Source organism: Neptunomonas concharum (genome assembly GCF_008630635.1).
Lineage (GTDB): Bacteria > Pseudomonadota > Gammaproteobacteria > Pseudomonadales > Balneatricaceae > Neptunomonas > Neptunomonas concharum.
The window spans coordinates 3,357,994-3,384,377 of record NZ_CP043869.1 but is presented as its reverse complement, the minus strand read 5'-3'; the positions used below and the strand labels follow the sequence as shown (position 1 = coordinate 3,384,377).

Genomic DNA, 26,384 nt, shown 5'->3' with positions numbered 1-26,384 from the left:
AGCGTTTAAATGGAAATTTACGGGCAATACTTACGCAAGTTAGGTCGGTTTAAAAAGGCTTGGAAGTATCATGTCCTTTCTGCTTTTTTGATGGTGTTTGTTACTCGGGTAGATGCTGCAACCATTGATATCATGGTGGTTTACGATACCACCGCTGCGAGTTGGGTTGCGAATAACGGAGGAATGGAAACGTTTTCTCTTGATGCGGTTAATAGATTAAACCAGACCATGGTCAATAGCGGTATCGATTTGTCCCTCAATCTGGTTCATTACATGTCTGTGCCTTATACGACAGCCTCCACTCCAAATGGCTCGTTCAGTACAGATATAGACGCCTTAGAGAGTGGCCAAGGTGCGTTTTCGGCGGTGAGTTCCGCAAGGGATACTTACGGAGCGGACCTAGTGGCCATGTTCATTGATCATGGGCAAGCATATGGCATAGTCGGTACAGGAAATCTTCTATGGGCCTGGGGAGGTGATCCGAGTGCGGCGTTTAGTGTTAATGCTATTCGTGCAGTTGCTTTAGATGACACGTTAACCCATGAGGTTGGCCATAATCTGGGTGCCGCTCATGCCAAGAGTCAGGTATCAGCTCCAGGTCCTAACCGCTCCTTGGATAACCAATACTCAGCAGGTTGGTACTTCAAAGGGGATGATAGTGTGGATTACCATACCATAATGGCGTACGGGAACGATGGGCAAGGAGGCAGTTATTTTCCTGTCCCTATCTTTTCCAATCCCTTGGTTCTACACAAAGGTACGTCTGTAGGACATGCTCAAGATGGCGATAATTCACGCTTAATCAGAGAAACGATGGGCGTAGTCTCCAGCTATCGCGAGTCCACTGTCACACCTGTACCACCCCCCACGGTTACAGAAGCTTTAGACAATACAAGTTTAAATTTTGTTCTAGGGGGCGACGTCCAGTGGCAAGGGCAGACCTCTATCACTTCCGATGGTGAGGATGCGGCTTTCTCGGGGTATCTGGGGCATAACCAGTCCAGTTGGATTGAAACCACGATTACAGGGCCGGGCGTCCTAACATTTGATTGGTCAGTGTCATCAGAAGATTATAATTCCGGAGCCTCTTGCTGGGACTCCTTGAACTTTACCTTGGATGGCCTTCCCTCATCTGAAGTATATAACGGGAAAAGTCAGATTTGTGGTGTTGTACCGGGGAATCCATTCATCTCAGAAGAGGTCAATATCCCAGCTGGAGTTCATACGATTAGATGGACTTATATTAAAGACTCAAGCGTTGATAAGGGTTTAGATCGAGGCTGGCTAGATAAGGTTGTCTATACGCCTCGTTTGTTCGATTCGGATAATGATGGTTTAGATGATGCTTTCGAAACGGCAAATGGTCTCAATCCTAATGATCCGTCTGATGCCAATGGCGACCGTGATAATGATGGTCTAACTAACCTTGCGGAATACCAACAGGGCACGGGTATCAACAACCCGGATAGTGATAATGACGGGGCTCCTGATGGTTATGATAGCCAGCCGTTAAATCCTCAGTACTTAGGTCATGGGCAACTAAATGCGCAAGTTACTCAAAATTGGAAAACTATCGACTTCCCTAGCCAGTTTGCGCAGCCGGTGGTGATCGCCGGGCCGCCAAGTTTTAATGGCTCGGATCCCGGTGTTGTACGTATTAAAAATGTAAATAACACCGGCTTTGAAGCTAAATTCCAACTGCGCTTTCAAGAGTGGGATTACCGTATCGCGAGAGGTGATACTACGCATGCTGAAGAGACAATACCACACCTGATTCTGGAAAAAGGTCGACACCGAATGTCCGATGGCTCTATCTGGGAAGTTGGTACATTTGAACTCAGCGGCAGCGGCACCTTTGCATGGAACAGCTTTACCGAGAAGTTTGCTGGCGTTCCACAAGTCTTCTTAACGATACAAACCAGTAATGGAGGACAAGCCGTTACTGCGCGTGTAAAGAATGTGTTTGCTGGTGGTTTTAATGCGGCGCTATTTGAAGAAGAAAGGCTAACCGATGGTCACAGTGCGGAGACCGTAGGTTACCTAGCGATCTACAATCCGGCGGGTTCTGGTCGTACTTATATCGGAGGTAAGGCGCTACCATACACGCTGCAACAAGTGCCAGTAGGCAGCCACTGGCGTCCGGTGCTACATAGTGCTCTGCTCGTACAAGAGGAGCAATCGAAAGATAATGAAGTTTATCACCTAGATGAAACTCTTGATGTGCTTGCAGTAGGCGGACAAGTCTTTGCCCAAGATATCAGCACAAAAGGCATAGATACGGCAGCCTTACGTCAGAACGCCCAGCCTAACTCGGGCAAGCTGGCATGGGGAGTAGTCGAAGGCGTAACAGACCAATGGACAACGGTCCCATTGAACAAAGCCTATACATCTCCGGTAGTGGTTGCATCGCTAGGTGAACGAAAAGGGGAGCTAGGCACTGTGCAAGTACGTAATGTCACTACTGACAGCTTCGAAGTGCGTTACCGTGAGTGGGATTATCTAGATAAAGTACATAGTGTCGGTGAACAAGTCTTCTATCTTGTGGCGGAAGCTGGAGAGCATACGGTGGGAGGACTTGAAGTGAAAGCTGGTACTCATACGTTAAGTAAAATAGCCCCGCAAGCGGATGTTATCAGCTTTGGCAATGCCTTTGGCGGTCTGCCTGGGCTCTTTACGGGTATGATGACTAGTAAAGGTGGAGAATTAGCCGTTCCTCGTGTCCTGACTCATAGTACTGGCCAGTTTCAGCTTGGCCTTCAAGAACAGGAAAGTCTGACAGATGGGCATGGTAACGAAACAGTTGGTTGGATCGCCATTCAATTGGGTAAAGGTGTGTCAAACGGCCGCCGCTTTGAAGTGGTTAATCGCCAAGTTGATGATCAGGGAGCACAGTATGACTTTACCCAGAATATACGCCGACGCTTCCCTGTTACCCTGCAAAGTGTTGCTTCGATGCAAGGAGGGGATCCTGTGATAGCAGAGCAAAAAGACTTAGGGGAAAAATCAGTTGTTATCTATCTTCAGGAAGAAAAATCAAAAGATAGTGAGACTGCTCACGGTAAAGAAACGGTAGGGATATTTATAGGAGAGTAGAGAAGCTTTACTATTTTGATCGCAAACTTTGACTAAAAATAATAAAGGCACCCTAAGGTGCCTTTATTTCTCGCATAAATAAATTTATACGCTGAGGCTTTCGTTTACGAAGTCCCAGTTTACTAAAGCCCAGAAACCTTTCAGGTAGTCAGGACGTACGTTGCGGTAGTCGATGTAGTAAGCGTGTTCCCACAGGTCGCAGGTTAATACAGGGCGCTGACCGTTTGTCATTGGGTTGCCCGCGTTGCTTGTATTAACAATCTCCAGAGAAAAGTCATCATTTTTCACTAGCCATGTCCAGCTAGAGCCAAAGTTGTTAACGGCTTTGTCGTTAAACTCTTCTTGGAATGCTTCAAAAGAGCCCCATTTTGCTTTAATCGCGTCAGCGATTGGGCCTGTTGGCTCGCCGCCACCGTTTGGTGATAGGCAGTTCCAGTAGAATGTATGGTTCCATACTTGGGCAGCGTTGTTAAAGATACCGCCTGCTGGAGCAGTTTTGATGATGTCTTCCAGAGACTTGCCTTCAAACTCAGTGCCAGGAACTAAGCCGTTTAGTTTTACAACATAAGTGTTGTGGTGCTTGCCGTGGTGGAACTCCAGCGTTTCAGCGGAGATGTGTGGTTCCAGGGCATCCTTTGCGTAAGGCAGTGCAGGTAATTCAAAGCTCATAAGTGTTCACCTTCTTGTCGACACGTTCAGCATATCACTGTTGTTATGGAAGCAAGCACGCGTGTACTTGCTATCTGATCAGCTTGGCATCATAACACCCTTGGATTGTCTTTTCATGACACATTTTGTGTGTGATTAGGGTAAGCTGCGACTAAAGTTGCCTGCCAATTGTTGGGGGGCTCTCTAGAATGATGCTGCGCTGGCATTTGCCGGTTCTTAATAACGATAACTACAAAAGACCTTCTATTTTATGTCAAAAATACTCCTGTGGATTTCGGCAGTGATGCTGGCTATTTTCGTCGTTAAAACTCAGTATTTGACCTCAAAAACCTACCAGCCGTTTGTGGATGGGTGTATGGCGTCACCTAGCGCAACACAAGGCCAATGTGAATGCTTGTCTGATTACATGCACAAACGGTATAGCGATAGAGAGATGCAGGCGATTATGGATAACCGCCTCGGGGATGAGTTATCAAAGCAGAAAGTTGAACTCGATATTAAGCAGGGGTCTCTGCAGTGTGCTGCCCCTTAATCTTTATTGTTAAGCAGGTAGTGCCGTGTCATATAAAGTGCTGCAATCGCTCGGCCTTCGGTGAACTCAGCTTTTTGTACTAGAGTATCGATATCAGATAGTGGCCAGAGCACAACCTCAAGGGGTTCTGGTTCGTCTCCTTCAAGCTTGCATGGGTAGAGATCGCGGGCGATGATGGCGGTGAGTTTGTGACCCATATAGTTAGGGGCTGCCGTCATCTCTTTGAGTATGTGTAGATTGCGAGCTCCAAAGCCCGCTTCCTCTTTTAGTTCCCGGTCGGCTGCTGTGGGTAGATCCTCCCCAGGGTCGACCAGTCCTTTTGGCAGCGTCAGTGTATAGTCGTCAATGCCGCCTGCATACTCGCGAATGAGAATGACGTGGTCGCTCTCATCAACAGCGACGATCATCACCGCTCCTCTTCCCCGGCTGGCGAGGCGTTCGTAAGTGCGTTCCACCCCGTTGCTAAATCGTAATTCAAGCTCTTCGACCTGAAAAAGTCGGCTCTTAGCGGTGGGGGTAACCTTCAAAATTTCCGGTTTCACGGGCATACTGATAAGCCTTCCTGACTGACTAACAATAGGTATTCCTTTGATTGTACCTGCTATGCTCGATTGGTCTAGTGTTGATACCGTATTACTGGATATGGACGGCACTTTATTGGACCTTCATTTTGACTCTTACTTTTGGTTGGAGTATTTGCCCATTCGCTATGCAGATATCCACCAAATTGATCAGCACGAAGCACAGGCATGGCTCCATCAACGCATTATGCAGGAGCAGGGCACATTAAATTGGTACTGTCTTGACTATTGGTCGCAAGAACTCAACGTCGATATTGTTGCGCTCAAACGAGAGGTTGCAGACCGAATCGCGTTTCGTCCGTCCGTGTTGGATTTTTTGGATGGGATTCGCCGGGAAGGAATGCGCTCAGTTATTGTGACTAATGCGCATCGGGGCAGCTTGGGTTTGAAATTAGAGAAAACGGATCTGGCTGAGCGAGTTGATGCAATCGTCTGCTCCCATGACTTTGGTTTGCCTAAGGAGCAAATCGCATTTTGGGAACGGCTGCAAACGGTGGAACCCTTTAACCCACAACGGACTTTGTTGATTGATGATAGTCTGCCGGTTTTGAAATCTGCGCAGGCGTATGGTATCCGTTTTTTGCTATCCATCGCACAGCCAGATAGTCAGCAACCGGCGAGAAATGTAACCGAGTTTGAAGCCGTACAGCATTTTAGTGATATTTTCCCGAAAGGAGAGTAAACGTGGAGCCAGGCAAAATTCGACTGGATAAATGGCTATGGGCAGCCCGATTTTTCAAAACCCGAGCAATAGCAAAGCAGATGATTGAGGGTGGAAAAGTCCATTATGACGGTCAGCGAGCGAAATGTAGCAAAGTGGTGGAGTTGGGGGCGACTCTGAAGATTCGTCAAGGCTGGGATGAGCGTGTCGTTGTTGTCAAGGCGTTGTCGGAACAGCGCAGAGGCGCAGCAGAGGCGCAGCTCTTATATGAAGAGACACAAGACAGTATTGAGCGCAGAGAGAAAGAGGCGCTGCAACGAAAAGCCAACAAAGGTGCAGAGCTGAGCCCTGGACACAAACCTGATAAAAGAAGTCGGCGCCAATTGCTTGGCGTTAAAGAGATGCAAAGGGGGTGATTTAGGATGTTTGTGATAAAATGCTCCCAATTCAAAACGATCTCTAACGAGGTGAGATAGCGGTTTTATGAGTAATCCTGAACAGATTCAGCGCATTATGTTTGATGAGCTGGATATTCGTGGTGTTTTAGTTGGGTTGGAAAGCTCTTATCAAGAGATCCTAGCACTTCATGAGTACCCAGTTGCCATTCGAAATGCCTTGGGTGAAATGCTAGCGGCTGTAGCGTTGCTAGGTACAACGCTGAAGTTTGAAGGGCGTGTGCTGCTGCAGGCACAAGGCTCAGGTAACGTACAAATCTTGATGGCTGAAATTAATCATCGCGGCGAGTGCCGGGCCGTTTCTCGATATGAAGGAGATGTTGCTGAAAATCTCAGTGCGGTGGAACTGATCGAAGATGGACATTTGGTAATCACGATTGAGCCTGATGATGGGCAGCGTTATCAGGGGATTGTTCCATTGGAAAAGGAAACTCTGTCAGGTTGCCTGACCGACTACTTCCTTCAATCTGAACAGTTGCCTACACAAATTCATTTGGCAGCGGATGGAAATAAAGCCGCAGGCTTTTTATTGCAGGTCATGCCGGCGGCGGGGACCAGTGATAGTGACTGGGAACATATTTCGCAAATTGGCGCTACGCTCAAATCTGAAGAGCTGCTGTCTCTCGATAATGAAACCTTGCTGTATAGGCTGTTCCATCAGGAAGCCTGTCGCTTATACGACCCTGATACATTGGTTTTTAAGTGTGATTGTTCGCGGGAAAGAAGTATGAACGCTTTGCAGTTTTTGACACAAGATGAACTGCTGGAAATGCTCGAAGAACAGGGTTCGATTGAGGTAGGTTGTCAGTTTTGTAATGCCCTCTATCGCTTTGACGAAGCGGATATTCGTGCACAATTCAGTGATACAGCACACATCCCGCAATCAGATCAGCTTCACTGATTGAGCAACTCCGTAACGTGCCATGCATATTCGCCGTTTTGAGCATGGCACACATTTTGACTTTTTGTGATAATATGCAACCCCCCAAATAAGAACGCACCGCAAGTAGTCGGCAGAATTTACGGGGTCTATTTGCTATTTAGGTAACGATTTTTGGCGCCGAGCCAAGGGAATCCAGTAATGACCAAAGAAACTGAGAATACCGTCCATCTTAATCTGAGCCGTGCTGAGCTCGTTGAACACGCTATAAGCCGTGGCGAAGGTACGCTAGCAGATACCGGCGCTCTGGTTGTCACTACCGGTAAGCGTACAGGGCGTTCTCCGATGGATCGCTTCATCGTAGAAGAACCAAGTACGGCTGATGCTATCGATTGGGGCAACATCAACCGCCCATTTGATGCGGATAAGTTTGATGCGCTATGGAGTCGTGTCGAAGAATACATAGCGGAGAAAGAACACTTTGTCGCGAATGTGCATGTAGGGTCTGATCCTAACCACTATCTTCCTGTGAAAATGTCGACAGAAACAGCGTGGCAAAACCTGTTTGGTCAAAATCTCTTTATCCGCCCGGCTGAATTCAACCCGAAAGCGAAAGAAGAGTGGCAGATTCTAAATGCTGCAGGCTTTGAGTGTGACCCTGAGCGTGATGGTACAAACTCAGAAGGTTGTGTGATTCTAAACTTTGCGAAGCGTAAAGTTCTGTTAGCTGGTATGCGCTACGCGGGTGAAATGAAGAAGGCGATGTTCTCTGTGCAGAACTTCCTGCTGCCTGAGAAAGATGTATTACCAATGCACTGCTCTGCTAACGTTGGTGAAGATCAGAGCACGACGCTGTTCTTTGGTCTATCAGGTACGGGTAAAACAACCCTGTCTGCAGATCCTGAACGTTACCTGATCGGTGATGACGAACATGGCTGGGGCAAGGGTGTTGTCTTTAATTTAGAAGGTGGTTGCTACGCTAAAACAATCAACTTATCTCAAAAAAATGAACCGATTATCTGGGACGCCATTCGTTTTGGCGCCATTGTTGAGAACGTAACACTTAATGAGCAGCGTACCGCTGATTATGATGATACGACGCTAACAGAAAATGGGCGTTGTGCTTATCCTCTGGAACACGTTGAAAAACGTACAGAAACCAATATGGGTGGCGAACCTAAAGCGATCGTTTTCCTGACATGCGACCTGACAGGTGTATTACCTCCAGTGTCTATCCTGTCTAAAGAAGCTGCTGCTTACCACTTCTTGTCCGGTTACACTGCGCTTGTAGGGTCTACAGAAATGGGCTCTGGCGGCGGTATTAAGTCTACTTTCTCTACGTGTTTTGGCGCACCTTTCTTCCCTCGTCCAGCGGCTGTTTATGCTGAGTTGCTGATGAAGCGTATTGAAGAGTTTGGCTCGCAGGTTTACTTAGTGAACACCGGCTGGACTGGTGGTTCATACGGCACGGGTTCGCGTTTCAGTATTCCTACCACTCGCGGCATCATCTCTGCGATTCAAAACGGTGCTTTGGTGGGCGCAGAAACACTAGCATTGCCAGGTATCAATCTAACTGTACCTAAAGCAGTGCCAGGCGTTAACTCTGCATTGCTGAACCCTCGTGAAACATGGTCCGACAAAGCGGCGTATGATGCAGCGGCTCGTGACCTGATTGGTCAGTTTGTGACTAACTTCACGAAATTCTCTGGTGTATCAGAAGATATTATTGCTGCAGGCCCACAGGCTTAGTTTTAGCAACATCTATTAAAAAGCCCCTGTTGATCAGGGGCTTTTTTTATGGGCGTTTTTAACTAACTTTTCCTGATATCAAGTGATTGTCAGTTTAATATCCGCGTTTTTCAAATATTCGATCTCTTGCTCCAAATCCGCATGAGTCAGGGGATGATGGGTTAGCCATCCTTCAGGAAACGTGAGATCTAACTTTTTGTTGTCGGCTGTCAGAGAGAATGCCGGTAAACGCTCTGTGCTTCGGCTACGGTTCAAAATAACAGAAAGTCGCAATAGGACGCAGAGCCGTTTAAAAGGCTCTTTTCTTCCTTCAGGCAGTTGCCGGTAGTCCTCTTTGGGAAATTTACGGCGATGCCCTCGTACTAGAAATGCCAAAAGCTGCTGCTCTGAGTTAGAAAACCCTGCAAGGTCTGAGTGCTGTAGCAGGTAAGCGCTATGCTTATGGAACTGACTGTGAGCAATCGTCAGGCCGATCTCATGGGTGCAGGCTGCCCAACTGAGCATTTCATGGAAATCAGGGTGGTTGAGTTTCCAGCTAGCTTTGACCTGCGCAAGCGCAAGCAGTGCGGTTTGTTCTACTCGTTGAGCGTGTGCTTCGTCGACGTAATAACGTTGGCTTAATGCGGAGATAGATCGCTCACGAACATCTTCATGGCGGAGGCGTCCGGCCATGTCGTAGAGTAAACCTTCCCGTAGGGCTCCATCGGAAAACGCCATCTCTTCAATCCCGAGTGAGTCGAAGAGAGCGATTAAAATCGCCAGACCCGCTGGTAGAATCGCCATCCGTTCAGGTTTTATACCGGGGATCTCCAACGTCTCTATGTCGGCAAAACTAAGTACTCTGCTTTTCAGTTGCTCAAGCGCTTTTCGGGTAATGAATTCGTCGTTGAGCCCACAGCTGACCACGGCATTCTTGATGGCTTTAATAGAGCCGGAAGAGCCAACGCAGCTGGTCCAGCCTGTTTGCCTATAGCGCTCACGAATGGAGAGCAGTTCACGCATGGCGGCGTTTTCTGCCTTGCGGAAGCTTTGCTCGCTTAATATACCATCGCTAAAGTAGCGTTGGGTATAACTGACGCAGCCCATATGTAAGCTTTCAAGCTCTTTTGGTTCAAAGCGCTCACCGATAATAAACTCTGTGCTGCCGCCGCCTATATCGACAACAAGGCGCGCACCGGCTGTGTCGGCCAATGTATGGGACACGCCAAGGTAGATAAGTCGTGCTTCCTCTCGTCCGGCAATAATCTCAATGGGTACGCCAAGCACCTTTTCTGCTTTTTCTGCAAAGTCGCGCCGATTAGCGGCTTCTCGTAGCGCATTAGTGCCTACAATTTTCACTGAGCTGGGGGGGAGATCCCCGAGTCGTTGTGCAAAACGGCTTAAGCAGGCCAAGCCGGACTCCATCGCCTCATCGCTCAGATGCTTCTTATGATTGATCCCTGCGGCTAACTGCACTTTCTCTGACATGATGTCGAGCGTTGTCAGCTCTCCCTGAGAGAGGCGGGCAATAACCATATGAAAACTGTTGGAACCCAAATCAATCGCGGCCAACAGGGAGTCTTCACGTTCTTGCTCAATAGGTGATTCTGTTTTCTGCATGCAAACTATCTTCTATCCATCCACACCGAAGAAGCCAAGAGTACCAGAAGAAGGTTACACAATCAGTGAATTACAACAATGGTGTAAGTAGAGTTCACATTTTTTTTCTTCAGATGGTATGATCTGGCTTTGTTTTAGAAGCACTTAACGTTTCTGGTGTGTTTGGAGAGGGGTTCAATGAGCGAAAATATCGTTAATGTTACTGATGCATCTTTTGATGAAGATGTACTGAAAGCAGAAGGCGCAGTGCTGGTAGACTATTGGGCTGAGTGGTGTGGCCCATGCAAAATGATTGCGCCTGTGCTGGAAGAGATCGCTAAAGATTACGAAGGTCGGTTGAAAGTCTGCAAACTGAATATCGACGAAAATAGCGATACGCCACCGAAGTTCGGTATTCGTGGCATCCCAACTTTGATGTTATTCAAAGGTGGTAATGTAGAAGCAACAAAAGTAGGGGCTTTATCCAAGTCTCAGCTGGCGGCTTTTATTGATTCAAACCTATAATTAGGTCGATATTGGAGGAGAAAATAGCATTTATTGCTTTTTCTTCTCCATTTTACTAGACACTCACCGAACAACCTTTTATATTTGATCCGTCTGATGCTCCTGATCAGTTTTTGAGCACCTAAGGCGAGTCATTTTTCTTTTTGTATTTCTTCTTATTTTTTTCTTCAATTTCAGCCTACTCAGGCACTCACTTCAAAGCATATGAATCTTACCCAATTAAAAACTAAAAGCGTTCCTGAACTTCTCGAAATCGCTCAGGAAATGGGACTCGACAATCTGGCCCGCTCACGCAAACAAGATGTCATTTTCGCAATCCTTAAAAAACACTCTAAGAGTGGCGAAGATATTTACGGCGATGGTGTCCTGGAGATTCTTCAGGATGGTTTCGGTTTCTTACGCTCTGCGGACTCTTCTTATTTAGCGGGCCCTGACGACATCTATGTTTCTCCAAGCCAGATCCGTCGTTTTAATTTGCGTACCGGCGATACCATTGCAGGTAAAATTCGCCCACCAAAAGATAGCGAGCGTTATTTCGCACTGTTGAAAGTTAATGAAATTAACTACGACCGTCCTGAAAATGCTAAGAACAAAATTCTATTCGAAAACTTAACGCCCTTGTTTGCGCAACAGCGTCTTCGAATGGAGATTGGTAACGGCAGTACTGAAGATATCACAGCGCGTGTACTGGACTTAGTTAGCCCAATGGGTAAAGGTCAGCGTGCATTGGTGGTTTCACCGCCTAAAGCGGGTAAAACGCTGATGTTACAGAACATTGCTAACAGTATTACGCGTAACAACCCTGAATGCCATTTGATCGTACTGTTGATCGATGAGCGCCCAGAGGAAGTAACGGATATGCAACGCACCGTTCGTGGCGAGGTTGTCGCGTCAACCTTTGATGAGCCGCCAGCCCGACATGTGCAAGTGGCCGAAATGGTGATCGAGAAGGCTAAACGTCTTACTGAGCACAAAAAAGATGTCGTGATTCTGCTGGACTCTATCACCCGTTTAGCACGTGCTTACAATACGGTTATTCCATCATCTGGTAAGGTGCTTACAGGTGGTGTGGATGCCCATGCGCTTGAGCGTCCGAAGCGCTTCTTTGGTGCTGCTCGTAATATCGAAGAAGGCGGAAGCTTAACGATCATTGCAACGGCATTGGTAGATACGGGTTCTAAAATGGATGAAGTTATCTTTGAAGAGTTCAAAGGTACGGGTAACTCGGAAGTTCATTTGGACCGAAAAATAGCTGAAAAGCGTGTCTTCCCTGCCATTAACATTCGTCGCTCCGGTACTCGTCGCGAAGATCTGTTAACGACTGAAGATGAATTGCAACGGATGTGGATCCTACGCAAGTTGCTAGACTCTATGGACGACTCTGCTGCTACTGAATTCGTTATTGATAAATTGAAAGACTTCAAAACGAATGATGAATTCTTCATGTCAATGAAACGCAAATAATAGAATCATTGTGATTAGAAAGGGTAAGCGGCTGCTTACCCTTTTTTATGGATAAGAAATCAAGCCTATGTCGAATCCAAAGTATAAAGACCTGCGAGATTTTATCGCGGCGCTTGAGGCAAAAGGGCAGCTCAAGCGAATTTCGCAAGAGATCGACCCTCATCTGGAAATGACAGAAATCTGTGATCGCACGTTACGTGCGGGTGGTCCGGCTATTCTCTTTGAAAACCCCAAGGGATATGACTATCCCGTACTGGCGAATTTGTTCGGGACACCTGAACGTGTGGCTTTCGGTATGGGGGAGGATAGCGTTGAGGCACTTCGTGAGGTTGGTAAGCTGCTGGCAATGCTTAAAGAGCCAGAACCACCCAAAGGGATGAAAGATGCTTGGGATAAATTACCTATCTTCAAGCAAGTGATGAATATGGGCCCTAAAAAGGTGCGTAACGCGCCTTGTCAGGCTCATGTTATTGAAGGGGATGATGTCGATCTGGGTAAACTACCCATCCAGACATGCTGGCCAGGCGATGCAGGGCCGTTGGTAACATGGCCATTAGTGATTACTCGAGGACCTAATAAAGAGCGCCAGAATCTCGGTATCTATCGGCAGCAGCTGATTGCTAAGAATAAGCTGATCATGCGTTGGTTGGCGCATCGAGGCGGTGCGTTAGATTTTCGTGAATGGAAATTGCAGCACCCTGGGGAGCGTTTTCCTGTAGCGGTTGCACTGGGTGCGGACCCAGCAACTATTCTGGGTGCTGTCACACCGGTGCCTGATACGCTCTCTGAGTATGCCTTTGCAGGCTTACTGCGTGGTGGAAAAACCGAGGTTACTCAGTGTATTGGATCTGATCTTCAGGTGCCTGCGAGTGCTGAATTTATTCTCGAAGGGTATATTGACCCTGATGAGATGGCAGATGAAGGCCCGTTTGGTGATCATACTGGTTACTATAACGAAGTTGACAGATTTCCCGTATTCACGGTGGAACGGATTACTCACCGTAACCGACCTATCTATCATAGCACCTATACCGGCCGGCCGCCCGATGAGCCTGCCATTTTAGGTGTTGCGCTTAACGAAGTGTTTGTGCCTATTCTGCAAAAGCAGTTTCCAGAAATCGTTGATTTCTATCTACCACCTGAGGGCTGTTCCTATCGTATGGCCGTAGTGACGATGAAGAAACAATATCCAGGCCATGCTAAGCGTATTATGTTGGGGGTTTGGTCTTTTTTACGTCAGTTCATGTATACCAAGTTTGTGATTGTCTGTGATGATGATGTGAACGCACGGGACTGGAATGACGTTATTTGGGCAATCACCACGCGAATGGATCCATCTCGTGATACCGTTATGATAGATAACACACCGATCGACTACTTGGATTTTGCTTCCCCAGTATCGGGCCTTGGCTCAAAAATGGGTATGGATGCCACCAATAAGTGGCCCGGTGAAACGGATCGTGAGTGGGGTGAACCGATTAAAATGTCTGATGAGATCAAGCAGCGCGTTGACGACCTGTGGGATGAGCTGGGAATAATGGATGACGCCCAGTAGGTTTAGGGTCCGTTTAAATGATCAGCCGCTGTGGTTAGACGTGGAGCCTGGTGAAACTTTGTTGCAGCTTTTGGAACGGCATGGTTACCGTATGCCACGTAGCTGCCGTAATGGTGTCTGCGAAATTTGCGAGTTTGAGCTGATCTTGGGAGAGATTCAACAACACTATCCGAAAAAGCATCTCCATGCGTATAACAATAAAAAGGAGAGCGATATTGTCGGGCTGGCGTGTACGTCAGTCCCGTTAAGTGACCTATGGGTGAATATAAAAGGGCTGAAGCGCCCTGGAGAACAAACAGTGAAACGTTTGAATTGTGATATTGCACAGGTTGAGAAGCTGAATAACGACGTTTATCGAGTTTCGTTAGTGCTGCCTGCAACGGCATCTCAGGCTGTAGCATTCTATGCAGGTCAGTATTTGGAGATTATCTTGCCGGATGGGCGTCAGGCGGCGTTTTCTATCGGCAGTGCCCCTGAAGCTGGGCGAAATTTGGAACTTCATATTCGAGAAGTGGCTGGCAGTGATATGTCGAGCGCTATTCTTCATCATTTGCAGACAAAAAAGCAGGTGGAGATAGAGATTCCAAAAGGGGAATGTTATCTGCGGGCAGATCAGCTTGCTGAGAACACCCCTGTTATCTTAGCCGCAGCAAGTACAGGGTTTGCTCAAATCAAAAGCATCATGGAGCATCTGTTAGCCAGTGGCAAGAATAACCCCATTTACCTTTATTGGGGCGCGCGCGTCGCAGGTGATTTATATCACCTTGAATTGCCCCTTGAGTGGGCCGCTCAAAATCCTAACGTAACGTACCATCCCGTTGTTAGCGAACCCGGTGATCAGTGTGGTTGGACGGGGCGTGTTGATCTGTTGCCCAATGCAATCAAACAGGATTTTGATTCATTGGAAGATGTGGTTGTTTATACCAGCGGGTCTCCAGCGATGGTGTATGCGCTATTGGATGCATTAGAAGAGAAAGGGCTGAAAGAGGAGCAGATGCATTCTGATGTATTTGCTTATGCGCCGAGACCTAAAAAATAGTGAGTCACAAATAAAGACAATCAGTAAAAAGCTCGAACCCGTTTTAGGCTTCGAGCTTTTTACTAATCAAGGCATCGCAGATTATGGGGTTGGGCGTTTGTCGGGCAAAGGTAAGCTAGGAAGCTCTTCACCCATCAGTGTTAACCCTTCTTGCATAATGCTAAGTGAGCGCTCGCTATCACCAAGGTGCTGCAGAAGGCGTGTAAGTTCACCGTAAGCCTCTGGGGACTTCTCGATTGCCAAACTCTCTTCTAGGTAGTCAGCCGCTTTTCCCCAGTGCTCATTACGCATAGAGAGGCGGCCGAGTGTCAGTTTCAATGCAGCGCTTTCCGGATATTTCTTCAACCAGCCTTTAGCGACTTCCAGTTGTTTGTGTGCATCTTCACCCTGAACGCGACCATACATTTTAACGAGACCTTCATCCCACTGGCGTTTGATTTGCTCTCGTAAGAACTGTTCGGCTTTAGCTTCGGAGCCGGCTTCAACTAGTAGCTCGACATAGTTGCGTACCAGTGACTCATCACGGGCCATGCCACTGGGGATGCTTTGCCACTCTTTGGTGAGAGTCTTCAGGCGGGTGTCGTCATCCGCTTCTACAGGCAGTTTCGCCAAGGCGCTACCCAGCAAGTTGGCATAGCAGGTTTGCTCAAGGGATGCGATCTCCTGCTCATCTAGAACTTTGAGTTTACGAAGCTCAGGGATGAGGCTGGTTAACTCTTGCCAATCTTGTAGGCGAACATAAACATCTTTAAGCAAGCGCAGTACATAAGTATGTTTAGGAGCTAACCGGCGTAAGCGCAATAGCGTAGCTAAGCAGGGCTCTAATTGGCCTCTTTCCAATTGTATCTGGACTTGAGTTATACCAATGGCAAGTTCTGCTTGAGGGACGCTGTTGCGCGCTTGTTGCAGAAGCTCATCCGCGGCTTTATCTTCGCGTTGTTCATGGGCAGCACGAGCAGCGGCGATATAGTTAATCAGAGGTTGCCCTGATACTTCCGCCGACTGTGTGAGCAGGCGTTGAGCTTTCCACCAACGGCCCTCAGATAGAGCCAACAAGCCTTTGAGTGTTTTGCCTTGTGCTAGCTTAGCAGAGCGACGTTCACGCCAGTCGCGTAACTTAGCGGTCGGGAATCGGGCTTTAAAAAACAGATTAACGGCCCAGTGAGCCAGTAAAAAGCCCAGAAATAGTGCGACCAGTAGAACCCACAAACTGGTTTCAATCGTACTCTCGTTATAAGCGATTAAAACATAGCCTGGGTCTTGCACCATTTTTTCGCCTACCCAAGCGCCAAGGGCAAGAACGATTAAGAGAAGCAGAAACAGTTTTTTCATTAGGCTGCTCCTTCTTCCTTAAGTTTGGTCATCTGTTGGAGATAGCTTTTGAGCGCATTAAGTGAGCCGCTGATATCGGGCATCTCTGGAGAGATTTTCAGACTTTTCAGTTCACCTATGCCTCTAAGCAGCGCTTGTGTTGTAGGGTCTTTCTCTTCGAAATAAGTATTAATCCAGCCTTCTGCTTTCTCGAGGCTGCGATCAAACGCCGTTTGTTTTTTCTGCAGTAATGACAATTGGGCTTGCTCTAGCATCAGGTGCAGATTTTGCTGTAGATAATAGGTTTGCTCTGGTGAGAGTAGTGGTTCTATCTTTTCATCGCGATGCTGAATAACAATCAGTTTTTCTAGTTTGTCGACAGCCTTCGCCCAAGACTCTTTCAAGTCTTGTGTCCACGCTTCACTAACACTCTCTGGTGTAACTTCTTTAATTAAGGAAGGCAGTTTATTCTTGTCGGTTAGTGGAATGAGACGCAAATTGTTCACTTGCTCATTCAGTGCGGCTAGCTTCAGGTAGCTGCCTTCCAGATCAAAGGTTGGTACAGATTCTAGGGCTGCGATATCGGATGCCAGTGCTTTTCGTACGGCATAGATAGAAACATCATCAGTTTCTTTTAAAATCTTATCAGCAGACTTTAGTAGCGCTAAAGCACCTTCAGAGGTGTTTTCCATCAAAATCCGTTGATTGGCTAGGCGTAAGAGGTACTCCGTTTCTGCGAGGAGCCAATCTTTGCGGCTGTTGGTTTGTTTAGCCATGACCTGCTGGATGCTCTGGGTCAGGCGTGCTTGTAGCTCCTCAATGCCCTTTTGCTCCTTGCTGCTTTGATTTTGCAGCATGGTAAGGTTTTGGTTAACCGAGTTAACTTGGGAGGTGACAAGGGCTTTAGCGTCGGTTACTTGGGCTTTGGCTTCTTCGACGGCTTGTTTCATGTCTGATTGGAGCGAAGCAATAGTAGATGTGTCAGACTGCATCTTCTGCATGGATTGCCAGTAAAGATAACCACTGGCCCCTAGAGCGATGATCGAAACAACGAGTGCGAGCTTTCCAGGCCAGGTGGCACCTTGTTTGGCTTCTGCAGGGCTAGTTGCCGGTGAAGAGGCCATGATGGGAGCTTCTGGGGGTGTTGTTGGCTCAGAAGCGGTTTCATCGGCGATCTTTTCAGTGCTTTGCGGAGCTGGTTCGCTGTCAGCAGAAGCTTCCTTAGATTCATGATCTGCTGTGTCCATGGTTGACTCAGCTGATTCGGTAGTGGTTGGTTCGGGTGCGTCTACGGATGCCTTCTCTGGCTCGTTTACGTCGTTATTCTTCGTATCTTTCGGTGTATTCTCGGTCTTTTTCATGCGTCGGTTTCCGAGTCGTTTACTGGGTTTAGCGCTTTTACCATGGAGATATCATCCGGTCCTTGCGCTACCTTTATTCGTGTAAATCCCATCAGTCGGGCTTGCTCAGCAATGCGTGCACTAGGAACCACAAGATAGAGTCCGTGCAGTGAATCAGTGCTGAATTGTTTGTGTTGCCCTGCAGCAACTGTAACAAAGTTGGCGAGTGCTTCGCCACTGGTAATCAGGATAGAGGAAAGGGCGCTATTATAAATAGTACTTTTGATATGACTATCACCATAAACCGGTGTTTGTCGATCATATAAGTTGGCGTACTCAACATGGGCGCCGCGGCTTGTTAATGTTTCTGCGAGTGTGGTTCGTCCACTGTTGCCTCTTAGAATCAGAACTTTTTTATTGTTCAGTGACTGTAGCGCAGGCATGGTAAGCATAGCCTCAGAGTCAAAACCTGCCGGAGAGTATCGGGCAGGAATGTCAAAACTATTCAGTAAAGCCGCTGTTTTTTTTCCAATTGCATACCAGTCAATGTTGATAGGCAGTTGTGGCCAATATTGGTCAATCCATTCGTGGGCTAATGTGGCTGCATTAGGGCTGATACAGATGATGATATGATAGAGGTCCAGATTCATCATCTGTGTTTTTAAAAGGCCGTAACGAGCATCGTTGCTGTCTATTGGCGATATATCCAGCATAGGAAGGTGGGTAACTTCTGCGCCACAGCTTTCAAGTAGACGGATTTGTTCTGCCGCTTGATGGTTCGGTCGTGTCACTAAAACATGCTGCCCAGAAAGATCTGGCAGGTCGTTATTAGTTGTTGTTGCCGGCATAGACTTCACTCAAAATTTCATCAGCCCCAGCCGCGAGTAGCCGTTCGGCAAGGCGAATGCCGATCTGTTCGGCGTCTTCAGGTGCGCCTCGCTCTTCATCGCGTAATACAGTCGTTCCGTCAGGGCGTGCAACTAAGCCCCTAAGGTAGATTTCATTACCGGCGTCGTTGAGTGTTGCATAGCAGGCGATAGGGACCTGGCAGCCGCCTTCTAAGCGCTTGTTCATGGCGCGCTCTGCGAGTACACAGTATGCCGTTTGCGGATGGTGTAAGGGGGCTAGCAGTGCCTTGATCGCGTCGTCATTTGTACGGCACTCGATACCGACAGCGCCTTGTCCGCCTGCGGGTAGGCTAATATCATCGGACAGTTCACTGCTGATTCGGTCTTGCAGGCCTAATCGTATCAGCCCCGCTGTTGCTAGAATGATGGCGTCATATTGACCATCATCTAATTTGCCTAGGCGTGTTTGTACGTTGCCTCGCAAATCTTGAATCTCTAAGTCGGGACGTTGTTCTCTAAGGAGTGCCTGACGGCGAAGTGAAGAGGTGCCGACTATGGCGCCCTGGGGTAATTCAGATAATGATTGGAATTTATTAGAGACGAAAGCATCCGTCGGCTTTTCGCGGGGGCAGATAACGGATAGTCCGAGTCCGTCTGGAAACTCCATAGGAACGTCTTTCATTGAATGAACAGCAATGTCGGCTCGATCTTCCAGCATGGCGACTTCTAACTCTTTGACAAACAGGCCTTTACCGCCAACCTTGGCAAGTGGCGTATCCAGAATCTTGTCTCCCCGTGTTGTCATGCCCAGCAGCTCAACTTGAATACCTGGATGGTGTTTTTCCAATTCTGCCTTTACGTATTCAGCTTGCCATAGGGCGAGCAGGCTTTTCCGGGTTGCAATGCGCACGAGGTTTTTCTGCATAATCCTGTCCTGAAGTAATAACGTCTACCAGCCTGTTACGGCGAATTAGGCGATTGTAACAGATCATCACCATTGTGGGGGCTGGCATATATCAAGAGATGGCTCCATCTGAGCAGAAAACTGCTATAATCGCGAGATTCTTCAGACCAGAAAGGTCTGTCCTGATTGAGTAATGAGGTCCTTCGCATGAGCAATAAAACCAACCAGCAATGGGGTGGTCGTTTTAATGAACCTACCGATGCGTTTGTCGCACGTTTTACGGCATCTGTTGAGTTTGATCAACGTATGTATCGACAAGATATTCAAGGTTCCGTTGCTCATGCCACCATGCTGACAGAGGCGGGTGTGCTTACAGAAGAGGAGCGTGACGCTATTATTCAGGGATTGTCTGAGATTCAGCAAGATATTGAGGCTGGGCGCTTTGAATGGTCTATAGCGCTGGAAGATGTTCATATGAACATCGAAGCTGCATTAACAGCTAAGATCGGGATTACAGGTAAAAAGCTGCACACCGGCCGTTCGCGTAATGATCAAGTAGCAACCGACATTCGTTTGTATGTGCGCGATGAGATTGATCTTATTTTGTCCGAAATTACGCGTTTGCAAGAAGGCTTGCTGATGTTGGCTGAACAAGAGGCTGACACGATTATGCCTGGTTTTACGCATTTGCAAACCGCGCAGCCAGTCACGTTTGGGCATCACTTGCTGGCATGGTTTGAAATGTTGAGCCGCGACTATGAGCGCTTCGTAGATACTCGTAAGCGGGTCAATATTATGCCGTTAGGAGCAGCAGCCTTGGCAGGCACGACTTACCCTATTCAACGTGAGATTACTTGTAAGTTGTTAGGCTTTGATGCACCGGCAGAAAACTCACTAGATGCCGTATCAGACCGTGATTTCGCTATTGAATTTTGTGCAGCCTCCAGTGTGTTGATGATGCATATGACACGTATGTCGGAAGAACTGGTGCTGTGGACCTCTGCACAATTCAATTTCATTAACTTGCCAGATCGTTTCTGTACAGGCTCCTCCATTATGCCGCAGAAAAAGAACCCCGATGTGCCGGAGTTGGTGCGTGGTAAGTCAGGTCGTGTTTATGGGCATTTAATGAGTCTTCTGACGCTAATGAAATCTCAGCCTTTGGCCTACAACAAAGATAACCAAGAAGATAAAGAGCCATTGTTTGATGCCATTGATACGGTAAAAGGTTGCTTACGTGCTTTTGCTGACATGGTACCAGCCTTGGAGTCACGCAAAGAAAACATGCGAGAAGCGGCGCTACGAGGTTTCTCAACAGCAACCGACCTAGCGGATTATCTGGTGCGTAAAGGTATGCCGTTCCGTGATGCCCACGAAGTGGTTGGTAAGTCTGTAGCTTATGGGATTGAATCAGGCAAAGATTTAGGTGAAATGTCACTTGAAGAACTTCAGCAATTTTCTGACACAATCGGTGCCGATGTATTTGAGGTTCTGACACTAGAAGGCTCTGTTTCTGCGAGAAATCATATAGGTGGCACAGCACCCAGTCAGGTTAGGGCAGCGGTGGCCCGCGGCAAATCACGGTTGCAACAGCGCGTCTAGTTGACTCTCAAAGCGGGCTGATGTCCGCTTTTTTATTGCTAGTACTTTTTCGTGTGAATGAATACACTCTGAAGTTTCAAACTGCGCAAGGGACATATGTTGTTTGACAGAATTATAGCACGCTACAAAACCTCTCGACCTGATAGTTCGCCTGAAATGGACTTGATGCGTATGCAAGGGGCGCTTGGGGTGGTTGCGATACTCCCTTTTAGTGTGTGGCGATTTATTCAGGGTGAATATACGTTAGGCCTGATTGATCTTCTTATTGTTATTGGGATGGTGATATTGGTGGCGCTTTCAGGCAACCGAGCTTACTTTAGATTAGTAAGCCTTCTCTTTACCTTAGTTTATACGGTAGGGATGCTAACAGTAACCATACTCAAGGGCGCTGACATGCTGTTCTGGTCTTATCCGACAGCTGTTGCAGGTTTCTTTATGGTTCGCCTGCGCGAAGCTTTGATAATTAGCGTACTTTCGTTGCTGGCGCTGTCTTATATTGTCCTTGATGAGTTGGGTTGGTTGCAGTTATTCAGCTTTCAGGTCTCCTACGTGCTCGTTTGTCTGTTTTCGTCAATTTTCTCAGTGCGAATGGCACGAGATCGGCGTCGCTTATCTCAAGAGGCGACGATTGACCCTCTGACCGGTGCCTATAACCGGCGCTCTTTGGATGACGATATAGAGAAAGCTGTTTCCAATTACCAAAACAGAAAAAACGCTGTTTCTCTGGTGTTATTTGATGTTGACCACTTTAAACAAATTAATGATCAGTTTGGGCATGCGACGGGTGATATTTTCCTACAGAGGTTCGTTGATTTTCTGAAGGGAATGATCCGAGAAGAAGAGAGCTTATACCGTTTTGGTGGAGAAGAGTTTGTTGTCTTAACCAATGGCGGCTTAGAGGATGCGCTTAGCTTAGCTGAGCAGGCAAGAGGCCTGCTGGAACAAACGAAGCTGATCTCAGGCCACTATGTCACTGTGTCGGTCGGTGTGGCAGAGTTGGGCGAGATCGAATCAGCCCGAGAATGGATGAAAAGAGCGGACGATGCGCTATATAGGGCAAAGCATTCAGGCCGAAATAGGGTATGCCAAGCAGAGTTGCCAGTTGATTGGGCGATGATAAAACTGGAAGAGTTAACAGCAGATAATGATTAACAAGGTGGCTATGAGGTTTAACCACCTTGTTGTCAGCTTAGCTGCGACCTTTGATATTGCGGTAGATAAATAACAGCAAGACTGCTCCGGCAGTGGCTAGACCAAAACTGCCTAAGTTGAAGCCATCTACCTTACCAAACCCAAGCATAGTGCCTATATAACCACCAACGATACCGCCGGCAATACCCAGAATCATGGTGATAAAAAATCCGCCTGGATCCTTACCTGGCATTAACCATTTGGCAACAGCGCCCGCTAGTAGACCCATGATGATCCAAGAAAAAACTCCCATATTTCTGCTCCGAAAAGTTAGTGAGATAGTCTATAAAACGCTATGCTGGATTAACCTTCGATGAAGCAAGCACGCGCAGGGGTATTTAGTCGTTTAGTGTAATATCCACCATCAGGTCGCTGGCGATCCCTTCAATTGCTCCCTGTAGTTCGTCCATGTCAAAATCCGCAGGTGCTAGTAAGTGCGCTTCGGCTTTAAATAGTAACTCTGCAGACATGGAGCCTGATACTAGTTCGGTTTTTAACGTCTCCACATTGATGTGCCGTTGTGCGAGCGCCTGGGATATTTCACGCACGATCCCCGGTTTGTCGTGTCCCACTAATTCTAATGTAAAAGGTCGCAAGTCGGTGGCTCGTTCCTGATCATCCGCAGACTCAGCAATAATTTTCAGGCCGCTGTTTTGTAAATCTTGCAGGGCTTTATGTAGCGCAGTAACCTGCTCATCAGGCACTTGGATAACGAGGATGCCAGCAAATTTGCCTCCAAGGCGGGACAGACCGGATTCCAGCCAATTACCTTCGTGCTGGGCAATCGTATGGGATAGGCGTTCAACGAGCCCAGGTTTGTCGGGCCCAATAACGGTTAATACCAGTGATGTCATAAGACGGTTTCCTTAACAATAATAATGCTGTGTGCCACAGTAGGGCTCAATCAGTCCATAGAAATACTCTTACTTAGGGATGTTCGCAAGTATGTTTTCGGTTCTTAGCGCATTATGGCCAGTGTTTGCATTGTTAATGATCGGGTTTGCCGGACGTAAAAGTGGTTTTCCTGGAGATGGCTTTTGGGAACCAGCTGAGAAGCTCACCTACTTCGTATTATTTCCTGTGCTGTTGGTTAGCAAATTAAGCACAGCGGATATGGCGGGGATCGCCTTTGATAACATTGCTCTGGCAATTATTGTCCTACTGGTAGTTGGAAGCATCCTCTGTTTGTGTTTGAAGCCGATTATGCATTTGTCATCAGCTGCGTTTACATCGTTCTATCAGGGAGCTATTCGTTTTAATACCTATGTGGCCTTAGCTGTCGCTACGGCAATATTTGGTGAAGATGCCATTGCGTTGTCGGCAATTGTGGTTGCTTTGATGATTCCGTTGATCAATTTGCTGTGTGTTTTGGTGTTCTCTATCCATATCCCTTCTGGGAAAGGTGTATCAGGCTTTCTTCGTACATTGGTCAAGAACCCGCTGATATTGGCTTGTATATTGGGCATTGGGCTGAACGTGTCTGGCGTGGGGTTGCATGCAGAACTGCTTTCTGTGGCGCAATTACTCGGCCAGATGGCGCTGCCTCTAGGCTTGTTAGCGGTTGGCGCTGGTTTGAACATTGCGTCGTTACGCTCGGCGCAAAGTGCGATGTGGTTGTCAGGAATCATTAAATTATTGTTATTTCCGCTATTTATACTGTTTTTTGCTCAATGGATGGAACTTTCTCCGCTGGTTACGGGTCTGCTGGTTGTGTTTGCTGCAGTACCTACCGCGCCTTCTGGGTATATTTTAGCTCGTCAGCTAGGTGGGGATGCGCAGATGATGGCCGCAATTATTACGGGCCAAACCGTATTGTCCATACTGACACTGCCTTTGGTTCTTTGGTTGGCATTATGATTTTGACGATATTGTGACAAATGTTGCGAAAATCGGGGAAAATCAAGCTGTATCAAGGAGCTATTTGTGGTTTTTTGTGCGATCTGTCAAGAAAATCGTTTAACTTGCTGCTATAGTTAAAAGAAGCCTTGATTTATTTTGAGAGTATGGAAAACTTGCAGCGGTTTTACTGGGATGTTTCCACATTAACGAAATAATAAGAGAAGAAGTGCAGGGTATGAAAAAAGGTCCTGATCTTGTCATGGTTGTTGTTATTGCCTTTGTTGTTGGTTCTGTTATTACAGGCGTATTCTCTCAGGGGGATTTTCAACTGTCATCGATGGTAGAGCAGGTGTTTAGCTTGCGCTAAAGCCGATTTTTGGGCGCATAGATAGCGGCGTCTGTCACTACAAGTGTGAGAGGTACGTCCCAACTCGCTACTGGTAGTTTTTCTACTTTCTGAAAATCATGAGCTAAGCCTATGAGGCGTGGCTTGGATAGGTTGAATTGCCTGATAAAGCTAAAAGTTCGATCATAATATCCCCCTCCCATACCTAAACGCCCACCCTGTGTATCAAACGCGACCAAAGGGAGCAACACCGTATCCAGTGCCTTAGCGGGCCGTATAGATCGATAGGGCGATTTCGGCTCTGCAATGCCGTAACAATTCTTGGTCAGAGGTGTTCTGGGTGTGTAGCGTACAAACCATAAACGATTATGGGCAAGTGGGTGTAGCACCGGCAAGTAGATGATCTTGCCTTGTTTCCAACACCACTGGGCCACTTCATTTGGATCAATCTCGCCATCATTACCCAAATAGAGGGCAAGATGCTTGGCTGTGCGAAACTGGGGTGCTTTTTTAAGTTGTTTGAGCAGATTGCGGGCAGCGGACTTCTGCTGCAAAGGTGATAATGCGCGGCGAGCTGTTCGCATTTTTTTGCGCAATACGTTTCTGGCGTCCATAAAATGGAGGCTCCCCAAGATGCCGTTACTGGTTGTGGCCCTGAACCCGAAGGTTCAAGGAGGAGATTTCCGAAGTGCATTAGGCTTTCCGAAGACGGACATGCGCACAACACCTGCTGAAAAAATCCATACTGGTAATTATCGGCTCGAGGGACTTAACCAATGGACAAACACCCCAGGGAGCAGATTAATTATACCTTGATAATGCAGAAAGTCAGGTCTTGTATTTTTTTAAATTAATGCTATGAAAAATATGCAACTGTATGAAATTTATACGTTTATCTATTTGTTTCTAATTGTTAATCGTTGCTATCGATGTTCTCAGATGCAGACATGCGAGCCATGGAATGATCAATTTTCTCGCCAAGGCGTTGGATTCTTTCTTCAACCTTCTCCCTCTGCTGTTCTTTGCTTTTGATTAGTTCGTGGGAAATATTTAGTGCAGCCATAACCGCAACACGTTCTAATCCAAGCACTTTTCCGCTATCTCTAACCTCGCGCATTTTTTTGTCTAGATAGTCAGCAGATGCAAAAAGCTCTGCCTCTGCACCATCAGGACAGCCAATTAGATACTCTTTATCCATAATTTTAATAGATACTTTGTGGCCGCTATCCTGAGTCATATATTTTGCTCCAGTGTTTTGAGTCGCTGAATCATTTTCTCCACCTGTGAGCGAGTTTGGTCGTTCACTTGCAGTAAACGGGATTTTTCCTGGCGAGCCTGAAGTTCCAAAGAGCGTAATTGTTGGTTCTCACGCTCTAGTTGTTCACAACGAGCTAGCAGTTGATCAATCTTTTGTTCAAGCGCAATAAAATAATGGTCTGTCATGGAAGGATCCGGCATAAAAAACAGAAAGACTATAAACAGCCTGATGCAGGGGGTCAATTGCTCCTACATAGCTCTATATAGAGTAGAATGCTAGGATTATCAAAAAATACCATTTTTAATCGACCAATGAGCTGGATTCGTAATGACAGCCATCATATTTATAAAATAGAGAGTACTTGCATGACAGTAGAAGTGACGGGGCAAATGATTGGCTTTGATGAAATAGCCAACCTGCTGGTGAGTGAAGAGGTATTTATTATCTCTCCCGCTGAGTTACATGGTTTTTTATGTGGTCAGTTGTCATCTGGTGCTCGTATGGTCCCCGACCTTTGGCTGAAAACGATGGCTGAATTATTAGAGCGCGAAACGGTGAGGCACGAATCCAGTAAAGTGGGCTTGGTTGGGCTTTATGAGCAGTCTTTAGGCCAGTTGGAAAGCTTCGGGCTTGAACTCACCTTGCTGCTACCGGATGAAGAAGTCCCGTTAGCCCAGCGTGTCGAGTCCCTAGGCTTATGGTGTCAGGGGTTCATGACGGGGTTTGGTTATCAAGGTAAGCAGACCGATAATAGTTTGTCTGAAGAAGCGAAAGATGCATTGAATGACCTCTCGCAAATAGCGCAAGTGGCGTCTGAAGTTGAAGACGATGAGGATAATGAGTCGGACTTGATGCAACTGGAGGAATACGTTCGCATGGTGGTGTTGATGTTATTCAGTGAATGTAATGCCTCTGATAATCAGCAAACAGGTGAAGTTGCTGATAAACCTCAATTACACTGAGC

General features: G+C 47.1%; 27 protein-coding genes and 1 other RNA gene. 15 read left to right on the top strand and 13 right to left on the bottom strand.

What is annotated here, in order from left to right; all coding sequences use genetic code 11:
• Positions 1 to 9: 9 nt before the first annotated feature.
• Positions 10 to 3,093: a M12 family metallo-peptidase gene (locus F0U83_RS16130; protein WP_138988066.1), complete on the top strand. Its 3,084-nt coding sequence runs from the start codon at positions 10 to 12 to the stop codon at positions 3,091 to 3,093.
• 84 nt (positions 3,094 to 3,177) lie between these two features.
• Here the strand turns inward: F0U83_RS16130 and F0U83_RS16125 are convergent, their stop codons facing one another.
• Positions 3,178 to 3,762, bottom strand: coding sequence for a superoxide dismutase (locus F0U83_RS16125; protein WP_138988067.1), 585 nt, complete (start codon positions 3,760 to 3,762; stop codon positions 3,178 to 3,180).
• A gap of 250 nt (positions 3,763 to 4,012) precedes the next feature.
• On the opposite strand from F0U83_RS16125, the gene F0U83_RS16120 reads away from it, so the two are divergent.
• Positions 4,013 to 4,294: a hypothetical protein gene (locus tag F0U83_RS16120; RefSeq protein WP_138988068.1), complete on the top strand. Its 282-nt coding sequence runs from the start codon at positions 4,013 to 4,015 to the stop codon at positions 4,292 to 4,294.
• Here F0U83_RS16120 and nudE read toward each other — a convergent pair.
• The gene (gene nudE, locus F0U83_RS16115; protein ID WP_138988069.1) at positions 4,291 to 4,842 is read right to left on the bottom strand and encodes an ADP compounds hydrolase NudE; all 552 of its coding nucleotides are present in this window, start codon (positions 4,840 to 4,842) and stop codon (positions 4,291 to 4,293) included. The genes F0U83_RS16120 and nudE overlap by 4 nt on opposite strands.
• Before the next feature lie 55 nt (positions 4,843 to 4,897).
• On the opposite strand from nudE, the gene yrfG reads away from it, so the two are divergent.
• From yrfG to F0U83_RS16095, 4 genes are all read left to right on the top strand, one after another.
• Positions 4,898 to 5,557: a GMP/IMP nucleotidase gene (yrfG, locus tag F0U83_RS16110; protein WP_138988214.1), complete on the top strand. Its 660-nt coding sequence runs from the start codon at positions 4,898 to 4,900 to the stop codon at positions 5,555 to 5,557.
• Between the two features lie 2 nt (positions 5,558 to 5,559).
• On the top strand, positions 5,560 to 5,952 hold the full coding sequence (gene hslR, locus F0U83_RS16105; protein WP_138988070.1) for a ribosome-associated heat shock protein Hsp15: 393 nt from the start codon (positions 5,560 to 5,562) through the stop codon (positions 5,950 to 5,952).
• Positions 5,953 to 6,019: 67 nt separating this feature from the next.
• Positions 6,020 to 6,892, top strand: a complete 873-nt coding sequence (gene hslO, locus F0U83_RS16100) for an Hsp33 family molecular chaperone HslO (RefSeq protein WP_138988071.1) — start codon at positions 6,020 to 6,022, stop codon at positions 6,890 to 6,892.
• 180 nt (positions 6,893 to 7,072) lie between these two features.
• The gene (locus F0U83_RS16095; RefSeq protein WP_138988072.1) at positions 7,073 to 8,620 is read left to right on the top strand and encodes a phosphoenolpyruvate carboxykinase; all 1,548 of its coding nucleotides are present in this window, start codon (positions 7,073 to 7,075) and stop codon (positions 8,618 to 8,620) included.
• Between the two features lie 78 nt (positions 8,621 to 8,698).
• Here the strand turns inward: F0U83_RS16095 and ppx are convergent, their stop codons facing one another.
• Positions 8,699 to 10,219 carry an exopolyphosphatase gene (gene ppx, locus F0U83_RS16090; protein ID WP_138988073.1) on the bottom strand — a complete coding sequence of 507 codons (1,521 nt, stop codon included), beginning with the start codon at positions 10,217 to 10,219 and terminating at the stop codon, positions 8,699 to 8,701.
• A gap of 177 nt (positions 10,220 to 10,396) precedes the next feature.
• On the opposite strand from ppx, the gene trxA reads away from it, so the two are divergent.
• The 4 genes from trxA (at position 10,397) to F0U83_RS16070 (ending at position 14,781) form a co-directional block, all read left to right on the top strand.
• Positions 10,397 to 10,723, top strand: a complete 327-nt coding sequence (trxA, locus tag F0U83_RS16085) for a thioredoxin TrxA (RefSeq protein ID WP_138988074.1) — start codon at positions 10,397 to 10,399, stop codon at positions 10,721 to 10,723.
• A 204-nt stretch (positions 10,724 to 10,927) separates the two neighbouring features.
• A complete protein-coding gene (gene rho / locus F0U83_RS16080) occupies positions 10,928 to 12,187 on the top strand; it encodes a transcription termination factor Rho (protein WP_138988075.1) in 1,260 nt (419 codons plus the stop codon).
• Between the two features lie 67 nt (positions 12,188 to 12,254).
• Entirely contained in the window at positions 12,255 to 13,742 is a 1,488-nt protein-coding gene (gene ubiD, locus F0U83_RS16075) for a 4-hydroxy-3-polyprenylbenzoate decarboxylase (protein WP_138988076.1), read from the top strand.
• Positions 13,729 to 14,781, top strand: coding sequence for a 2Fe-2S iron-sulfur cluster-binding protein (locus F0U83_RS16070; RefSeq protein ID WP_138988077.1), 1,053 nt, complete (start codon positions 13,729 to 13,731; stop codon positions 14,779 to 14,781). The genes ubiD and F0U83_RS16070 overlap by 14 nt, the downstream gene beginning before the upstream one ends.
• 81 nt (positions 14,782 to 14,862) lie before the next feature.
• Here F0U83_RS16070 and F0U83_RS16065 read toward each other — a convergent pair whose 3' ends face one another.
• From F0U83_RS16065 to hemC, 4 genes are read right to left on the bottom strand one after another with little or no spacing between them, the layout of a single operon-like run.
• Entirely contained in the window at positions 14,863 to 16,113 is a 1,251-nt protein-coding gene (locus F0U83_RS16065) for a heme biosynthesis HemY N-terminal domain-containing protein (protein WP_138988078.1), read from the bottom strand.
• Positions 16,113 to 17,453 (bottom strand): uroporphyrinogen-III C-methyltransferase, encoded by a 1,341-nt coding sequence (locus F0U83_RS16060; protein WP_246077810.1) that lies wholly within the window; start codon positions 17,451 to 17,453, stop codon positions 16,113 to 16,115. The genes F0U83_RS16065 and F0U83_RS16060 overlap by 1 nt, the downstream gene beginning before the upstream one ends.
• Entirely contained in the window at positions 17,450 to 18,280 is an 831-nt protein-coding gene (locus F0U83_RS16055; RefSeq protein ID WP_138988079.1) for a uroporphyrinogen-III synthase, read from the bottom strand. Before F0U83_RS16055 ends, F0U83_RS16060 begins: the two co-directional genes overlap by 4 nt.
• Entirely contained in the window at positions 18,261 to 19,205 is a 945-nt protein-coding gene (hemC, locus tag F0U83_RS16050; protein ID WP_138988080.1) for a hydroxymethylbilane synthase, read from the bottom strand. Before hemC ends, F0U83_RS16055 begins: the two co-directional genes overlap by 20 nt.
• Before the next feature lie 186 nt (positions 19,206 to 19,391).
• On the opposite strand from hemC, the gene argH reads away from it, so the two are divergent.
• Positions 19,392 to 20,786, top strand: coding sequence for an argininosuccinate lyase (argH, locus tag F0U83_RS16045; protein WP_138988081.1), 1,395 nt, complete (start codon positions 19,392 to 19,394; stop codon positions 20,784 to 20,786).
• A 96-nt stretch (positions 20,787 to 20,882) separates the two neighbouring features.
• Positions 20,883 to 21,938, top strand: coding sequence for a GGDEF domain-containing protein (locus tag F0U83_RS16040; RefSeq protein WP_138988082.1), 1,056 nt, complete (start codon positions 20,883 to 20,885; stop codon positions 21,936 to 21,938).
• 37 nt (positions 21,939 to 21,975) lie between these two features.
• Here the strand turns inward: F0U83_RS16040 and F0U83_RS16035 are convergent, their stop codons facing one another.
• Positions 21,976 to 22,230 carry a GlsB/YeaQ/YmgE family stress response membrane protein gene (locus tag F0U83_RS16035; RefSeq protein WP_138988083.1) on the bottom strand — a complete coding sequence of 85 codons (255 nt, stop codon included), beginning with the start codon at positions 22,228 to 22,230 and terminating at the stop codon, positions 21,976 to 21,978.
• An 85-nt stretch (positions 22,231 to 22,315) separates the two neighbouring features.
• On the bottom strand, positions 22,316 to 22,831 hold the full coding sequence (locus tag F0U83_RS16030) for a glycine cleavage system transcriptional repressor (protein WP_138988084.1): 516 nt from the start codon (positions 22,829 to 22,831) through the stop codon (positions 22,316 to 22,318).
• 91 nt (positions 22,832 to 22,922) lie between these two features.
• On the opposite strand from F0U83_RS16030, the gene F0U83_RS16025 reads away from it, so the two are divergent.
• Together F0U83_RS16025 and F0U83_RS17355 are read left to right on the top strand one after the other, a co-directional pair.
• A complete protein-coding gene (locus F0U83_RS16025) occupies positions 22,923 to 23,834 on the top strand; it encodes an AEC family transporter (RefSeq protein WP_138988085.1) in 912 nt (303 codons plus the stop codon).
• Positions 23,835 to 24,051: 217 nt separating this feature from the next.
• The gene (locus tag F0U83_RS17355; RefSeq protein ID WP_276469563.1) at positions 24,052 to 24,183 is read left to right on the top strand and encodes a hypothetical protein; all 132 of its coding nucleotides are present in this window, start codon (positions 24,052 to 24,054) and stop codon (positions 24,181 to 24,183) included.
• Here the strand turns inward: F0U83_RS17355 and F0U83_RS16020 are convergent.
• From F0U83_RS16020 to F0U83_RS16005, 4 genes are all read right to left on the bottom strand, one after another.
• Entirely contained in the window at positions 24,180 to 24,776 is a 597-nt protein-coding gene (locus F0U83_RS16020; protein WP_138988086.1) for a 5-formyltetrahydrofolate cyclo-ligase, read from the bottom strand. The genes F0U83_RS17355 and F0U83_RS16020 overlap by 4 nt on opposite strands.
• Before the next feature lie 7 nt (positions 24,777 to 24,783).
• Positions 24,784 to 24,961, bottom strand: a non-coding RNA gene (gene ssrS, locus F0U83_RS16015) — 6S RNA.
• 114 nt (positions 24,962 to 25,075) lie between these two features.
• Entirely contained in the window at positions 25,076 to 25,399 is a 324-nt protein-coding gene (locus tag F0U83_RS16010) for a cell division protein ZapA (RefSeq protein WP_138988087.1), read from the bottom strand.
• Positions 25,396 to 25,605, bottom strand: a complete 210-nt coding sequence (locus F0U83_RS16005) for a TIGR02449 family protein (RefSeq protein WP_138988088.1) — start codon at positions 25,603 to 25,605, stop codon at positions 25,396 to 25,398. Before F0U83_RS16005 ends, F0U83_RS16010 begins: the two co-directional genes overlap by 4 nt.
• Positions 25,606 to 25,785: 180 nt before the next feature.
• Between F0U83_RS16005 and F0U83_RS16000 the strand changes: the two genes are divergently transcribed.
• On the top strand, positions 25,786 to 26,382 hold the full coding sequence (locus tag F0U83_RS16000; protein WP_138988089.1) for a UPF0149 family protein: 597 nt from the start codon (positions 25,786 to 25,788) through the stop codon (positions 26,380 to 26,382).
• The last annotated feature ends 2 nt before the right edge of the window (positions 26,383 to 26,384 follow it).

Coding starts and splice junctions, on each gene's coding strand:
- F0U83_RS16130 (WP_138988066.1), top strand. CDS start 10: ATGGAAATTTACGGGCAATACTTACGCAAGTTAGGTCGGTTTAAAAAG.
- F0U83_RS16125 (WP_138988067.1), bottom strand. CDS start 3,762: ATGAGCTTTGAATTACCTGCACTGCCTTACGCAAAGGATGCCCTGGAA.
- F0U83_RS16120 (WP_138988068.1), top strand. CDS start 4,013: ATGTCAAAAATACTCCTGTGGATTTCGGCAGTGATGCTGGCTATTTTC.
- nudE (WP_138988069.1), bottom strand. CDS start 4,842: ATGCCCGTGAAACCGGAAATTTTGAAGGTTACCCCCACCGCTAAGAGC.
- yrfG (WP_138988214.1), top strand. CDS start 4,898: ATGCTCGATTGGTCTAGTGTTGATACCGTATTACTGGATATGGACGGC.
- hslO (WP_138988071.1), top strand. CDS start 6,020: ATGAGTAATCCTGAACAGATTCAGCGCATTATGTTTGATGAGCTGGAT.
- F0U83_RS16095 (WP_138988072.1), top strand. CDS start 7,073: ATGACCAAAGAAACTGAGAATACCGTCCATCTTAATCTGAGCCGTGCT.
- ppx (WP_138988073.1), bottom strand. CDS start 10,219: ATGCAGAAAACAGAATCACCTATTGAGCAAGAACGTGAAGACTCCCTG.
- trxA (WP_138988074.1), top strand. CDS start 10,397: ATGAGCGAAAATATCGTTAATGTTACTGATGCATCTTTTGATGAAGAT.
- rho (WP_138988075.1), top strand. CDS start 10,928: ATGAATCTTACCCAATTAAAAACTAAAAGCGTTCCTGAACTTCTCGAA.
- ubiD (WP_138988076.1), top strand. CDS start 12,255: ATGTCGAATCCAAAGTATAAAGACCTGCGAGATTTTATCGCGGCGCTT.
- F0U83_RS16070 (WP_138988077.1), top strand. CDS start 13,729: ATGACGCCCAGTAGGTTTAGGGTCCGTTTAAATGATCAGCCGCTGTGG.
- F0U83_RS16065 (WP_138988078.1), bottom strand. CDS start 16,113: ATGAAAAAACTGTTTCTGCTTCTCTTAATCGTTCTTGCCCTTGGCGCT.
- F0U83_RS16060 (WP_246077810.1), bottom strand. CDS start 17,453: ATGAAAAAGACCGAGAATACACCGAAAGATACGAAGAATAACGACGTA.
- F0U83_RS16055 (WP_138988079.1), bottom strand. CDS start 18,280: ATGCCGGCAACAACAACTAATAACGACCTGCCAGATCTTTCTGGGCAG.
- hemC (WP_138988080.1), bottom strand. CDS start 19,205: ATGCAGAAAAACCTCGTGCGCATTGCAACCCGGAAAAGCCTGCTCGCC.
- argH (WP_138988081.1), top strand. CDS start 19,392: ATGAGCAATAAAACCAACCAGCAATGGGGTGGTCGTTTTAATGAACCT.
- F0U83_RS16040 (WP_138988082.1), top strand. CDS start 20,883: ATGTTGTTTGACAGAATTATAGCACGCTACAAAACCTCTCGACCTGAT.
- F0U83_RS16035 (WP_138988083.1), bottom strand. CDS start 22,230: ATGGGAGTTTTTTCTTGGATCATCATGGGTCTACTAGCGGGCGCTGTT.
- F0U83_RS16030 (WP_138988084.1), bottom strand. CDS start 22,831: ATGACATCACTGGTATTAACCGTTATTGGGCCCGACAAACCTGGGCTC.
- F0U83_RS16025 (WP_138988085.1), top strand. CDS start 22,923: ATGTTTTCGGTTCTTAGCGCATTATGGCCAGTGTTTGCATTGTTAATG.
- F0U83_RS17355 (WP_276469563.1), top strand. CDS start 24,052: ATGAAAAAAGGTCCTGATCTTGTCATGGTTGTTGTTATTGCCTTTGTT.
- F0U83_RS16020 (WP_138988086.1), bottom strand. CDS start 24,776: ATGGACGCCAGAAACGTATTGCGCAAAAAAATGCGAACAGCTCGCCGC.
- F0U83_RS16010 (WP_138988087.1), bottom strand. CDS start 25,399: ATGACTCAGGATAGCGGCCACAAAGTATCTATTAAAATTATGGATAAA.
- F0U83_RS16005 (WP_138988088.1), bottom strand. CDS start 25,605: ATGACAGACCATTATTTTATTGCGCTTGAACAAAAGATTGATCAACTG.
- F0U83_RS16000 (WP_138988089.1), top strand. CDS start 25,786: ATGACAGTAGAAGTGACGGGGCAAATGATTGGCTTTGATGAAATAGCC.